We start from the raw sequence: 12,752 nt of genomic DNA, 5'->3' as shown, positions 1-12,752 counted from the left end.
GATGCTTCGAGCAGGGCTTCGCCGGCATGCGGGTCTCGTTTTTGTAGGAGAGTGCCGCTTAGTCGCCAGGATCGAGTCTCTGCTGACGATCAGGCGTTGCGCCCAGTCAGCGCCGGCAGAACGCGAGGTCGCAACCCCTCGCCGAGGACAGTCAGCGCACCGATGGCGCCGGCAATCCAGTACCAGCGCACCAGCGGGTCGAAGCCCAGCCAGCCGAGGGCATGCAGGAACACCATGGTGATCAGCACCGGGCAGACGTAGCGGACCATGAACAGCCACAGCGCATAGCCCAGCGGCGGAAGATCCAGCTCGTCACGCATGATTTCGCTGCGCAGGGCATAGCCGGCCAAGATCACGATGAAGATCCCGCCCAGCGGCATCATCCAACGCGCGGTCAGGTAGTCGAGCCAGTCGAAGAAGTTCTTGCCCATTGGCGTCCAGCCGGCCATCAGATTGAACGAGAGCATCGCCAGCAGGCTGATCACCAGCAATACCGCACCGGCGCCGATGGCGGCCTTGAGCCGGCTGACGCCGTGCTTTTCGTTGAGGTAGGCGACCGTGGCTTCGATCATCGAGATGGCCGAGGTCAGCGCGGCAATCGACACCATGGCGAAGAACAGCGTGCCGAAGACGGTGCCGAACGGCATCTGCTGGAAGGCCAGCGGCAGGCTCATGAAGATCAGGCCGGGGCCGGCAGTCGGGTCCATGCCATTGGCAAAGATGATCGGGAAAATCGCCAGCCCCGCCAGCAGCGCCACGCACGTATCGGCAATCGCGACCATGAAGGTGGTCCGCGCGATGGACTGTCCGTCGGGAAGGTAGGAGCCGTAGGTCAGAATCGCCCCGGATGCCAGGCTGAGGGTAAAGAACGCGTGGCCCAGTGCGGCCAGCAGTGCTTCACCGGTGAGTTTGGAGGTATCGAAGCTGAACAGGAAGGCGAAACCCTGATCGAAGCCGCCGCTGGTGAAGGCATAGCCAACCAGGATCAACAGCATCACCGCCAGGCCCGGCATCATCCAGCGCACCGCGCTTTCGATGCCCTGCTGTACACCTTTGGCCACGATCCACAGTGTCAGCAGCGCCACCAGGAAGCTCCAGCCACCGAGCTGCCAGGGATTGGCGTTGTGCGCCTCGAACACCTGCGCCAATCCGTCGACCGAGCTGGCTGCCAGCGAGCCGTCGAGCATTTTCACCGTATAGGCGAACGCCCAGCCGGCCACGACCACATAGAAGCAGAGAATCAGGAAGCCGGCCGCCATGGCCATGCCGCCGACGCCCTTCCACAGGGAACTGCTGCCGTTTTCGCGGGCCGCTCTGCCAATGGCATCGATGGGGCTGCCGCGCCCGCGACGGCCGATGGCGATCTCGGTCATCATCACCGGAATGCCGATGGCGAGGATGCACGCCAGGTACATCAATACGAAGGCGCCACCGCCGTATTGTCCTGTGATGTAGGGGAATTTCCAGATATTGCCCAGGCCGACTGCAGAGCCGGTCGCGGCAAGAATGAAGCCCCAGCGGGAGAGCCAGAGGTTCTTGGGTTTTTCACGGGTCATGCGTCACCTGTTTGTTGTTATCTGTGACGGAATCGAACCCGCCGCGCGCGTGACGCGACGGAGTGCAAGGCGGATAAACCTATTGAGCGTCGGGCTGCACCTGCGGAGCTGCGTTGGCAAAGGCTTCGAGGGATTCGCACTGCGCGGTCATCTGCAGAATGCGCGGGTACTGGCTAAGGTCACAGGCAAAACGGCGCGCATTGTATACCTGAGGAATCAGGCATGCTTCCAGATAACCCGGCCGTCTGCCGAGTGACAGCTTGCCGTCGAACGTCGCCAGCCCCTGCTCGACGCCCGCGAGGCCCGTGTGGATCCAGTGCTGGGTCCATTGCTGCTTCGCCTCGTCCTCGATGCCCAGCGGGCCGCTGAGATACTGCAACACGCGCAGGTTGTTCAGCGGATGCAGGTCGCAGGCGATATGCAGCGCCAATGAGCGCACCCGCGCGCGGTCGGCCGGATCGTCCGGCAGCAAAGCCGGTAGCGGAAAGACCTCCTCCAGGTATTCGAGAATCGCCAGTGATTGGCTGATGCGCTCGTCGCCGTCCACCAGCAACGGCACCAGCCCCTGCGGATTGAGCGCCTTGTAGTCGGCCGAACGCTGCTGGCCGCCGTCCTTGACCAGATGCACGGGCAGGTTCTCGAACGCGAGGCCTTTGAGGTTCAACGCGATGCGGACCCGGTAGGCGGCGCTGGATCGCCAGTAGCCGTAGAGTTTCAGCGTGGGCGACGAACCGGCCGTTGTGGTTGTTTCACTGCTCATAACGCTCCCAGTTCCTGTTTTTCTGCGGCGGGCAATATGCTTCGACCGTCCCCGCAGCCCTGGCGATCAATGACCGGCAAGGCCGCAGGATTGGCTTGGTCGCCCCCATGACAACCCCCTCCGACGTGGCGCACAAGCCCGCCGGAAGCACCGTTCGCTGCTTCGACCCGCCTGGACTGGAAGGGTTTCTTTACGGCTCGTCGCGAGCGCCACAATGCAAGGTTGCGTCGGTGAGCGCGTAACGAAAACCTGACGGCGCGGTGCGGCAGCTGGTCGCACTGCGCCGCTTCACCACCCCTTTTGCGGGTAACGCGACGGCGACTGCGCTTCCCCTGGCAGAACGGCTCGGGCTGCCGAAAACAAGACGGGCGGTACCGGGCCACCCTCATGCGCGTTACGCCTGCAGGCGCTGCGGCTGCTTGGGTACGGCGTGCACGCCGCCAAGCCGCTCCTGCGCCAATCGATCGGCGGCGATCGCAGTGGACTCGCCACTGCTGGCAGCGCGCTCGAAGATTTCGCGCAGGGTTTCTGCGATGCCTCTGATGTGCGCATCGCTTTGTGCCGCGCTGCCGCCGATGCGCTGGTAGTACAGGTCAATGATGCCGCCGGCATTGATCGCGTAATCCGGCGCGTAGAGGTGGTTGCGCCGTTGCAGCTCGGCGCCGATCTCCGGGCTCGCCAGCTGGTTGTTCGCGGCACCGGCGATCACCGGCGCACGCAGGCTCTGCAGGGTTTCGGCGTTGAGGATGCCGCCCATGGCGCACGGGGCGAACACATCGACGTCCAGCCCGTAGATGGCGTGCGGGCGCACCGCGTTGGCCCCCAGCTCCTCCATGGCCTGACGCACGTTGGCATCGAAGATGTCGCAGACCCACAGCTCGGCACCGGCCTGTTTCAAGTGCCGCGCCAGCCCCAGACCGACATGCCCGACGCCCTGGATCGCGACCTTGAGACCGCTCAGATCGTCACGACCCAGGCGCTGACGCACCGCCTCGCGCAGGCCGACGAATACACCAAGCGCGGTGGACGACGAGGGATCGCCACTGGCGATGCTGCCGTCGAGCGTGGTGCGTGGCGTCACACCGATGACGTGGCGGGTGCGCTGGGCGAAGGCCTGCATTTCCGGCTCGCCGGTACCCGAATCGGCGGCGGTGATGTAGCGCCCGCCGAGGCTGTCGACGAAATCGCCCATGGCATGCAGCAGCGCCTGGCTCTTGCCGGTGTGCGGGTCACCGATGATGACAGCCTTGCCGCCGCCGAGCTTGAGCCTGGCCAGGGAAGACTTCAGGGTCATGCCACGGGACAGGCGCAGCACGTCGCGCACGGCATCGTCGTCACTGGCGTAGGGGAACATCCGGCAGCCGCCCAGCGCCGGGCCGAGCCTGGTGTCGTGGATGGCGATGATCGCGCGCAGGCCGGATGCCTTGTCGTGGCAGAACACGACCTGTTCGTGGTGATCGAAATCGGGATGGCTGAAGACGGACATTGCGGATTCCTCTTTGTTGTTCTGTGCGAGAGTCCTGCTGTGCAGGCTCCTTCAATGTTCTGTGCGGCGTACTGGTGAACGGTGGGCTAAAGCCCACAAAGCTGCAGCTCGTCGTCGCGGCCTGGCCGTAGGGTGGGCTTCAGCCCACCAAAAGCCTGTACTCCGCTAGTTCTGTAGGGTGGGCTTTAGCCCACCGAACACCTCGGACCCACTCGACGAGCGCCCAGCGCCGGGGCGCCTCAGGCTGCCGGCTCGAACAGCCGCACGGTCTGCACCTCGTCGCCGCGGTGCAACTGCTCCTTGAGCAACTTCTCCTGTTGCCGCGCTTTGGCGATGGAGCGCTCCTTCACCGGGCCGTAGCCGCGGATCAGTTCCGGCAGTGCAGCAATGGCTACGGCCGTGCGGTAGTTGCCCGGCTTCAGTTGAGCCAGCAGCTGATCGAGGTTGCGCTCGTACTCGCTGATCAGCTCGCGCTCGACACGGCGGTCATGGCCGTAGCCGAACACGTCCAGCGGTGTACCGCGCAGGAAGCGCAGCTTGGCCAGCACGTTGAAGGCGTTCAGCACCCAGGGTCCGAGTTCACGCTTGCGCGGCTCGCCAGTGGTGCTGTCGCGCTTGGCCAGCCAGGCCGGTGCCAGGTGGAACTGCAGCCTGTAGTCGCCTTCGAACTGCGCCTCGAGCTGCTGGCGGAACTCCGGCTCGCTGTACAGCCGCGCCACTTCGTACTCGTCCTTGTAGGCGAGCAGTTTGAAGTAGTAGCGCGCCACAGCCTTGGACAGAGCCAGGTCGTCAGCGGTATCCACCGCCCGCACGCGCTCGACCATCGCCCGGTAGCGCCTGGCATAGGCCGCGCTCTGATAGCGGGTGAGGAAATCCACCCGCCAGTCGACGATCTGTTCCAGCGTCTGGCAGAGCGGTTCGGCCAGACCAGGCTCGGCCGCTTTTGCCGGACGCGCCAGCTTCTCGACCACCTCGCGCTCCAGTGCCGCACGACGGCCCCAGCGGAACGCTTGCTGGTTCAGCTCTGCGGCGACGCCGTTGATGCTGATGGCCTTCTCGATGGCCTCGGCAGACAGCGGCAACAACCCTTGCTGATAGGCAAAACCGAGCAGGAACAGGTTGGTGGCGATGCTGTCGCCGAGCAGGCGCGTGGCCAGCTGGGTGGCGTCGATGAAGTGGGTTTTCTCGGCGCCCACCGCATCCATCAACGCATCGCGCATGGCCTTGCCCGGCACCTGGGCATCAGGGTTGCGGGTGAATTCGGCGGTCGCCGACTCATGGCTGTTGATCACCGCATGGCTGATCTGATCGTTGAGGCGGGTCAGCGAATCTTCTCCGGCCGCCACCACCAGATCGCAACCCAACAGCAAATCGGCCTCGCCGGCGGCGATGCGCACGGCGTAGATGTCGCTCTGCCTGGCGGCGATGCGCACATGAGTGGTCACCGGGCCGAACTTCTGGGCCAGGCCGGCCTGGTCGAGCACGCTGCAGCCCTTGCCTTCCAGGTGCGCGGCCATGCCGAGCAAGGCGCCGAGAGTGGTCACGCCGCTGCCGCCAACGCCGGGGATCAGCACATTCCAGGGGCGATCCAGCGACGGATGCTGCGGTTCGGGCAGCTGGTCGCCCGCGATGCCACCGGCCATGGCCTGCGGTTTGCGCAGCCCGCCTCCGTGCACCGTGACAAAGCTCGGGCAGAAGCCTTCGACGCAGGAATAGTCCTTGTTGCAGGCGTTCTGGTCGATCTCGCGCTTGCGCCCCAGCTCGGTTTCCAGCGGTAGCACCGACAGGCAGTTGGACTTCTCGCCGCAGTCACCGCAGCCCTCGCACACGGCAGGGTTGATGAACACGCGCTTGGCCGGGTCCTCGAGCTTGCCGCGCTTGCGCCGACGGCGTTTCTCGGTGGCGCAGGTCTGGTCGTAGATGATCACCGAGACGCCCTTGAACTCACGCAATTCGCGCTGCACGGCATCAAGGTCACGACGATGGTGGAAGCTGGTGATTGGCGCAAAGGTGGCGCGGGTCGGGTACTTGTCCGGCTCGTCGCTGACCAGGGCGATGCGCTTGACACCTTCGTCGGCGATCTGCCGACTGAGCTGGTCGACGCGCAGCTCGCCGTCGATGGGCTGGCCGCCGGTCATGGCCACCGCGTCGTTATAGAGGATCTTGAACGTAATGTTGACCCCGGCGGCCACGGCGGCGCGCACGGCCAGGCTGCCGGAGTGGAAGTAGGTGCCGTCGCCAAGGTTCTGGAATATATGCGCGGTGTCGGTGAACGGCGCCTGGCCGATCCAGGCAGCACCCTCGCCGCCCATCTGGGTGAAAGTCTCGGTGCGCCGGTCCATCCACTGCGCCATGTAATGGCAGCCGATGCCGGCCGCGGCACGGCTGCCTTCCGGGATCTTGGTCGAGCTGTTGTGCGGGCAGCCCGAGCAGTAGTGCGGCGTTCGCACGGTGTCGTAGCTGCGTGCGGCCAGGGCCTTTTCCTTGGCGTCGAGAAAGGCCAGGCGGGCCTGGATGCTGTCGCTGGAATAAATCGGTGCGAGGCGCTTGGCGATCACCCGGGCGATCATCGCCGGGGTCAGTTCGGAGAGGTTCGGCAGCAGCGAATTGCCCTGCTCGTCGAACTCGCCGACCACGCGCGGGCGTTTGTCCAGCGGCCAGTTGTAGAGCTGCCCGGTGAGCTGGTCTTCGAGAATGCTGCGCTTTTCCTCGACCACCAGGATCTCGTCCAGGCCCTGGGCGAATTCATGTACCGAGACCGGCTCCAGCGGCCAGCTCATGCCCACCTTGAGCACCCGCAGGCCGACCGAGGCGCACAGCGCTTCGTCGAGACCGAGATCATCCAGCGCCTGGCGCACGTCGAGGTAGGATTTGCCGGTGGTGATGATGCCCAAACGCGGGTTCGGCGAATCGAGCATCACCTGGTTCAGGTTGTTGGCCCGGGCAAAGGCGCGCGCGGCGTAGATCTTGTACAGGTTGAGGCGTTTTTCCTGCGCCAGCGGCGGGTCCGGCCAGCGGATGTGCACGCCGTCTTCGGGCAGCTCGAAATCGTCCGGAATACGCGTCTGCATGCGCAGCGGATCGACTTCCACCACCGCGGAGGAATCGACGTTCTCGGCGATGGTCTTGAGCGCCACCCAGCAGCCGGAATAGCGCGACAGCTCCCAGCCGATGATGCCGTAGTCGAGGATTTCCTGGACGTTGGCCGGATTGAGCACCGGAATCGAGGCGGCGATGAAGGCATGCTCGCTCTGGTGCGGCAGCGTCGAGGACTTGCAGCCGTGGTCGTCACCGGCCAGCAGCAACACACCGCCATGGGGCGAGACGCCGGCCGCGTTGCCATGCTTGAACACATCACCGGAGCGGTCCACGCCCGGTCCCTTGCCGTACCACATGGCGAACACGCCATCGTACCTGGCGCCGGGGAACAGGTTGGTCTGCTGACTGCCCCACACCGCGGTGGCGGCCAACTCTTCGTTGACGCCCGGCTGGAAGTGGATGGCCTGTTGCTTGAGGTAATCGCGGGCTTCCCAGAGGCTCTTGTCCAGCCCGCCCAGTGGCGAGCCGCGATAGCCGGAGATGAAGCCACCGGTATTCAACCCACGGGCCTGATCACGCTGATGCTGCAGCATCGGCAAGCGGGTCAGCGCCTGGGTGCCGGTGAGGTACAGATGACCGGTTGCAAGCCGGTACTTGTCGTCCAGACGGATCTCGGCCAGAGACATGGATCGCTCCTGATTTGTTGTTATCGGAGTCAGGGTGGCGTTGTTCGCTACCCGCCTGACGCAGTCATGGAGAAACCGCACGGTTGTTTCTCCATGCCGGCAATCGGCAGGGGATCACCCCACCGTCGCGTGTCGATTGACAGTCTGGCCGTGACGCAGAGCGATTTTCTTTCTATTTTTGCGGTGTAAAGGCCTTCAGGTGCATGATCCATTCGCAAACAATAACAAAACAGGCACAACCATGCAGACCCCGCTAAACAGCATCGACCGCAAGATTTTGCTGCTGCTGCAACACAACGCCGACCTGTCCGCCGCGGAGATCGCCGAGAAGGTCGAACTGTCGCAGTCGCCCTGCTGGCGGCGCATCCACCGCATGCAGGAGGAAGGGCTGATCGAGCGCAAGGTCGCCCTGCTCAACCCGAAGAAGCTCGGGCTGAACATGACGGTGTTCGTCAACATCAAGCTCTCCGCCCACGGGCGCAGCAACCTCGACGAGTTCGAGCGGGCGGTGGTGGGTTATCCCGAGGTGCTGGAATGCCACACCATGGCGGGCGAGTCGGATTACCTGCTGAAGGTGGTGGCGAAGGACATCGACAGTTATGAGCGTTTTCTGCGGGATCAACTGTTGCAGCGCCCCCATGTGCAGGAAGCGCATTCGCATATCGCCATGAGCGAGGTGAAGCGGACCACGGAGTTGCCGCTGGATTGAGCGCGGAAGGATCAGGCCTGGTGAGGCTGCGGCCGCATGCCGAAACGAGGATTCGCCCAGCGCAGCGCCAGCGGCCCGATCAACAGCAAAAGGCCCATCAAGGCGAAGGCCGCCCACCAGCCCAATAGCTGGTCGTCGCCCAGCGCATCGAGCACCATGCCGAACAGCAACGGCCCGAGGAATGCACCGGTAAATCCGGTGCAGGAGTACAGCGCCATCGCGGCGCCGCGATGGCTGGCGGGTGCAGCGACCACCAGGCCGGCGGTCAACGCGGCCGAGTCGGCGGTCACCGTGAGGGTGTAGCAGAGCACCAACGTCAGCAGCGCCCAGAACGGCAACGCGGCGCCGAGCCCGATCAGTGCTGCCAGCAAGGCGGAAAGCAGCATCAACGTTGTCAGCCAGCGCTGGCGACCGAAGCGGATCGCCATCTCGTTGCCAAGGATGCTGGCCGGCATCCCTATCAACGTCGCAATCATGGCCACCCAGGTCCCGCCCAGCCAAGTCGGCTGGCCTTGCCAGTCACCGGCAAACACGATGAAGGCCACCAGCCAGGCACGGAAGGCGAACAGCTCAAGATTGTGCATGGTATAAGCCAGGCAGTAAGCGATGACCGGGCGCTCCATCAGCGGCGCCAGGTCCAGCAGGCGTCGAGGCTCATGCTTCGCAGGCGGCTTGGACGGTAACCCACGCCACACCATCACCCAGGCCAGCAGCGCGCAACCCCCACTGAGCAGTGCCGGCACCTGCCAGCCGCCAAGCTTGGCCAGTTCGCCAGCGAGCAGGAAGGAAAGTGCCGTGCCGAGCCCGAAACTGGCGGTGTAAAACGCGATGGCCCGCGACTGCGCGGGACCTTCGATGCGCTCGGACAAGGCCTTGAGCCCCGGCATGTAGGTGCCGGCCAGACCGGTGCCGGCCAGCACGCGCCAGAGCAACGCCGACCAGAAGTCATCGGCCAGCACGAAGCCGGCACTGGCGAATGCGGTCAGCAGCATCGCCCATAGGTAGATCAGCCGCGCATCGTGGCGATCGGTCAGCCCGGTCAGCACCGGCACCGCCAGCATGTAGCCAAGAAAGAATCCCCCGCCGATCCAGCCCGCTTCGGTGTTGTCCAGCTCCCAGAGCAGCTGGAACTCAGGCAGCAACGCGGCGAATAGCGCAAAACCCGCCATGCCCAGGGTTTCGGCGAGGCACATCACCAGGGTGAGGCGGCGCGCAGCCGGGCTCGCTTCGGGATCGGGCGGCGACGCATGGGTCGGATTCATTTGGCATCCATCATTGCGGCGAACTGCCTGTAGCGAAACGCACCCAGCGCCTCACAGAGACTGACCGTCCCAGGCCAGGCCGATTCCGCTCGGCAACGCGTCGGGGTTGTCCATCAACCAGGCGTCCAGGGTGTGACCGATATGGGTCAGCAGCGCATGTTCCGGCTGCAACTCGGTGATCACCGCCAGCGCCCGGGTCAGGTCGTTGTGGTTTTGCGGTGACGCCTGGGGCGGGCTCGAGCAGTCCAGCACCAGTAGGTCCAGCGATTGCTGGCGCAACACGCTCAAGCTGGCGTCGGGCACGCCCAAGGTGTCCGTGAGATAGGCGATGCGCCGTCCCATCCCGTCGAACAGATAGCCCAGGGTCGGCTTCGAGTGATTGAGCGGTAAGGCGGTGACGCTCAATTCGCCCAGCTCGCGACGCTCCAGTGCTTCGAAAGGCGCCGAAAAATCCAGGATGCCGGGATGCTTGTAGAGATCGGCCAGGCCTTCGGGGTCGTTCGGGCCATGTACCGGAATGCGCGACCCGAGCCCCCAGCGCAGGTGCAGCAGGCCTTGCGCATGGTCGGCGTGGTAATGGGTCTGCAGGATTCCGCTCAAGGTGCCAGGCGCGAAGCGCTCGGTGAGGTCGGTCAGGCCGCTGTCGATCAGCCAACGCTGTGTGCCACATTCGATCAAGGCGCAGCATGGGCCGCGGCGCCAGGCCGGGTCGAGCCGCGCCCGTTGACAGGCCACACAATCGCAGTTGTACACCGGCACCTGACGGGCATTGCCGCTGCCAAGGATGGTCAGGCGCATGCGCGGGCCTGATCGATCGACTGCAGCAAGCGCTGCACGGTCTGCTCCAGCGGCCCGGAATTGTCCAGCAGCTGCGCCTGGTCCTGCTCTGCCGCCGATTGGAATTGCTGGTTGCGGGCCAGGCGCGCCTCGATCTCTTCGAGCGATTCACGTCCCCGCACCAGCAAACGCTCGCGCAGCACCGGCAACGCCACCGTGAGCAGCACCGCCTGCAGCTGCGGATACCGCACACGTGCCTCGCTCAGATAACCTCGCGACCCGTTGACCAGCACATCTTGGCCGGCTTCCAGCCATTCATCGATCTGCCGGGGAATGCCGTAATGCAGGCCATTGGCGTGCCAGTCCAGGGCGAAGGCGCCGTCGCGGCGCCGTCGCTCGAACTCGGCCTCGGTCACCGCCAGGGCATCCTCCCCCACCGCCTCGGCGGAACGCGTGATGACGCGCCGGGCGATCCTGCCTCCGCGTGCCAGCAGCGGCTCGCGGGCGGCCAGCAGCAGGCTGTCCTTGCCGGCACCGGATGGGCCCATCAGATAGATCAGTCGTCCCGTCATCGGTCCCGTCATGCGGCTCTTCATCAAAACACCCTTCTGCCTTGTCGCCATACCTGTCGGACCACCGGCATGCCATGCCTGTCGCTTGCCTGCAGCAGATCGGCGCGCAAACCGGGGCGAATCTGCCCGCGGTCGTCGAGGCCCGCCGCCTGCGCCGGCGCCAGACTGACCGTGGCGATGGCTTTGGGCAAATCAAAGGCATTGCCCAGCGCCGCGAGCTGAAACGCGGCCTGCAACAGGCTGGCCGGATAGTAATCGCTGGAGAGGATGTCCAGCGCACCGCGACGGGCCAGATCAGCCGCGGCAATGTTGCCCGAATGCGAGCCGCCACGAACGATGTTCGGTGCCCCCATCAGCACCTTGAGCCCATGCGCGTGGCTGGCCTCGGCCGCCTCGAAGGTGGTCGGGAATTCGGCGATCGCCATGCCGAAACCGGCCGACTCCTCGACGTGCGCCAGGGTGGCGTCATCGTGGCTGGCCAGGGCCAGTCCGCGGGCCTGGCAAATCTCGACGATGGCGCGGCGCTGGCGGTCGCTGTACTGCCTGGAATTGGCGATCTGCTGATCGCTGAACGCATCCATCTCCGCCTCGCTGAGCTGGTACTTGCCCATGTAGTACTCGCGGTACTTCTGCGCCTGGGCAAACTGGCGCTGGCCCGGCGAATGATCCATCACCGACACCAACTTCACCAGCGGGTGTTCCACCAGGTCACGGAACAGACTCAGCGCATCCGGGTGGCAGACCTCGCAGCGCAGGTGCAGCCGATGCTCGGCACGGGTGTCTCCGCAGGCCTCGGCATGGGCGATGGCGTCGAGCATGGCCGGCAGCTGCTGCATGCGCTTGCCGCGCGGGTTGATGTCACCGATGGACAGCGCATCGAACACCGTGGTGATACCCGCGGCGACAATCTGTGCATCATGGGTCAATACCGCCGATGCCGAAGGCCAGTCGACACCGGGGCGCGGCGTCATGTGCTTTTCCAGGTTGTCGGTGTGCAACTCGACCAGGCCGGGCATCAAGAAGTCGCCGCCCAGATCCTGGGCCTGCGGCAGCCGGCTGTTGCCTTCGTCGAATTCGGCGATCAGCCCGTCACGGATCACCAGCGTGCCCTCGATCACCCGCTCGGCGGTGACGACTCGGGCGTTGCTCAGAATCAGTTCAGCAGGCATGGCGATGCGCCTCGGCGGTCATGTCCAGGTAGCGATCGGCGACCGCCTCGCGTATGGCACGGTCATGGAAGATGCCGATCAGCGCGGCCCCTGCGGCCTTGGCCTCGGCGATCAATTCCAGCACCACCCGGCAGTTCGCCTCGTCCAGCGACGCGGTGGGTTCGTCCAGCAACAGCACCGGCCACTGCACCATGAAGCCGCGCGCCAGATTCACGCGCTGCTGCTCGCCCCCGGAAAAGGTGCCGGGAGCCAATTGCCAGAGCCGCTCGGGAATGTTCAGCCGGGTCAACAGGCTTTCAGCACGCGCCCGCGCCTGTTCCCGGCCCCAGCCGCGCGCCAGCGCCGGCGCCATGACCACATCGAGACACGGCACCCGTGGAATCACCCGCAGGAACTGGCTGACGTAGCCCAGGCTTTCCCGGCGGACTGCCAGCAGCTGCCGCGGCTCGGCGCCGACCAGCTCCAGCAGTTCGCCGCGATGGCACAGGCGGATGCTGCCGGTGGCCAGGTAGTTGCCGTACAGGCAACGCAACAGTGTCGACTTGCCGGCACCGGAGCGCCCGTGCAGCACCAGGCATTCGCCCGGGTCGACGGTAAAGCTGACCGCTCGCAGCACATCGAGGGTCACCCCGTGCTGCTGGTGGAGCGTGAAGGATTTGCGGAGGTCGCGGACCTCGATCGGGCGGCTCATGGGTAGCCTCGCAACATAGGAAAGGGGCTGAAGTCGGGCCTGCGT

10 protein-coding genes are annotated in these 12,752 nt (G+C 65.2%); 1 reads left to right on the top strand and 9 read right to left on the bottom strand.

The annotated features are described in order from the left end of the window. Nucleotides 1-89: 89 nt before the first annotated feature. The 4 genes from NA637_RS22385 to NA637_RS22370 form a co-directional block, all read right to left on the bottom strand. Entirely contained in the window at nt 90-1,556 is a 1,467-nt protein-coding gene (locus NA637_RS22385; RefSeq protein ID WP_256074728.1) for a sodium-dependent transporter, read from the bottom strand. 79 nt (nt 1,557-1,635) lie between these two features. Next, nucleotides 1,636-2,316, bottom strand: a complete 681-nt coding sequence (maiA, locus tag NA637_RS22380; protein WP_256074727.1) for a maleylacetoacetate isomerase — start codon at nt 2,314-2,316, stop codon at nt 1,636-1,638. Nucleotides 2,317-2,710: 394 nt separating this feature from the next. Next, a complete protein-coding gene (locus tag NA637_RS22375; RefSeq protein WP_256074726.1) occupies nt 2,711-3,802 on the bottom strand; it encodes a Glu/Leu/Phe/Val dehydrogenase dimerization domain-containing protein in 1,092 nt (363 codons plus the stop codon). A gap of 239 nt (nt 3,803-4,041) precedes the next feature. Further along, nucleotides 4,042-7,527 (bottom strand): indolepyruvate ferredoxin oxidoreductase family protein, encoded by a 3,486-nt coding sequence (locus NA637_RS22370; RefSeq protein WP_256074725.1) that lies wholly within the window; start codon nt 7,525-7,527, stop codon nt 4,042-4,044. Between the two features lie 241 nt (nt 7,528-7,768). On the opposite strand from NA637_RS22370, the gene NA637_RS22365 reads away from it, so the two are divergent. Continuing rightward, on the top strand, nt 7,769-8,236 hold the full coding sequence (locus tag NA637_RS22365) for an Lrp/AsnC family transcriptional regulator (RefSeq protein ID WP_256074724.1): 468 nt from the start codon (nt 7,769-7,771) through the stop codon (nt 8,234-8,236). Between the two features lie 11 nt (nt 8,237-8,247). Here the strand turns inward: NA637_RS22365 and NA637_RS22360 are convergent, their stop codons facing one another. From NA637_RS22360 to phnL, 5 genes are read right to left on the bottom strand one after another with little or no spacing between them, the layout of a single operon-like run. Further along, complete coding sequence (locus NA637_RS22360) at nt 8,248-9,498, bottom strand: MFS transporter (protein ID WP_256074723.1); 1,251 nt, start codon at nt 9,496-9,498, stop codon at nt 8,248-8,250. A gap of 51 nt (nt 9,499-9,549) precedes the next feature. After that, nucleotides 9,550-10,296 (bottom strand): phosphonate metabolism protein PhnP, encoded by a 747-nt coding sequence (phnP, locus tag NA637_RS22355; protein WP_256074722.1) that lies wholly within the window; start codon nt 10,294-10,296, stop codon nt 9,550-9,552. Beyond that, on the bottom strand, nt 10,287-10,847 hold the full coding sequence (gene phnN, locus NA637_RS22350; RefSeq protein WP_256074730.1) for a phosphonate metabolism protein/1,5-bisphosphokinase (PRPP-forming) PhnN: 561 nt from the start codon (nt 10,845-10,847) through the stop codon (nt 10,287-10,289). The genes phnP and phnN overlap by 10 nt, the downstream gene beginning before the upstream one ends. Before the next feature lie 23 nt (nt 10,848-10,870). Continuing rightward, nucleotides 10,871-12,016 (bottom strand): alpha-D-ribose 1-methylphosphonate 5-triphosphate diphosphatase, encoded by a 1,146-nt coding sequence (locus tag NA637_RS22345; RefSeq protein ID WP_256074718.1) that lies wholly within the window; start codon nt 12,014-12,016, stop codon nt 10,871-10,873. Beyond that, complete coding sequence (gene phnL, locus NA637_RS22340; RefSeq protein ID WP_256074729.1) at nt 12,006-12,707, bottom strand: phosphonate C-P lyase system protein PhnL; 702 nt, start codon at nt 12,705-12,707, stop codon at nt 12,006-12,008. Before phnL ends, NA637_RS22345 begins: the two co-directional genes overlap by 11 nt. Between the last annotated feature and the right edge of the window lie 45 nt (nt 12,708-12,752).

The organism is Stutzerimonas stutzeri (genome assembly GCF_024448935.1).
Lineage (GTDB): Bacteria > Pseudomonadota > Gammaproteobacteria > Pseudomonadales > Pseudomonadaceae > Stutzerimonas > Stutzerimonas stutzeri_AO.
Note: the sequence above shows the minus strand (reverse complement) of the source record. Positions and strands in the feature narration are given on the sequence as shown.

What these genes read in the sequence shown, in the direction of transcription:
- NA637_RS22360 (WP_256074723.1), bottom strand. Translation starts at nt 9,498, where the DNA reads ATGAATCCGACCCATGCGTCGCCGCCCGATCCCGAAGCGAGCCCGGCT.
- phnL (WP_256074729.1), bottom strand. Translation starts at nt 12,707, where the DNA reads ATGAGCCGCCCGATCGAGGTCCGCGACCTCCGCAAATCCTTCACGCTC.
- NA637_RS22385 (WP_256074728.1), bottom strand. Translation starts at nt 1,556, where the DNA reads ATGACCCGTGAAAAACCCAAGAACCTCTGGCTCTCCCGCTGGGGCTTC.
- NA637_RS22345 (WP_256074718.1), bottom strand. Translation starts at nt 12,016, where the DNA reads ATGCCTGCTGAACTGATTCTGAGCAACGCCCGAGTCGTCACCGCCGAG.
- NA637_RS22375 (WP_256074726.1), bottom strand. Translation starts at nt 3,802, where the DNA reads ATGTCCGTCTTCAGCCATCCCGATTTCGATCACCACGAACAGGTCGTG.
- phnN (WP_256074730.1), bottom strand. Translation starts at nt 10,847, where the DNA reads ATGACGGGACGACTGATCTATCTGATGGGCCCATCCGGTGCCGGCAAG.
- phnP (WP_256074722.1), bottom strand. Translation starts at nt 10,296, where the DNA reads ATGCGCCTGACCATCCTTGGCAGCGGCAATGCCCGTCAGGTGCCGGTG.
- maiA (WP_256074727.1), bottom strand. Translation starts at nt 2,316, where the DNA reads ATGAGCAGTGAAACAACCACAACGGCCGGTTCGTCGCCCACGCTGAAA.
- NA637_RS22365 (WP_256074724.1), top strand. Translation starts at nt 7,769, where the DNA reads ATGCAGACCCCGCTAAACAGCATCGACCGCAAGATTTTGCTGCTGCTG.
- NA637_RS22370 (WP_256074725.1), bottom strand. Translation starts at nt 7,527, where the DNA reads ATGTCTCTGGCCGAGATCCGTCTGGACGACAAGTACCGGCTTGCAACC.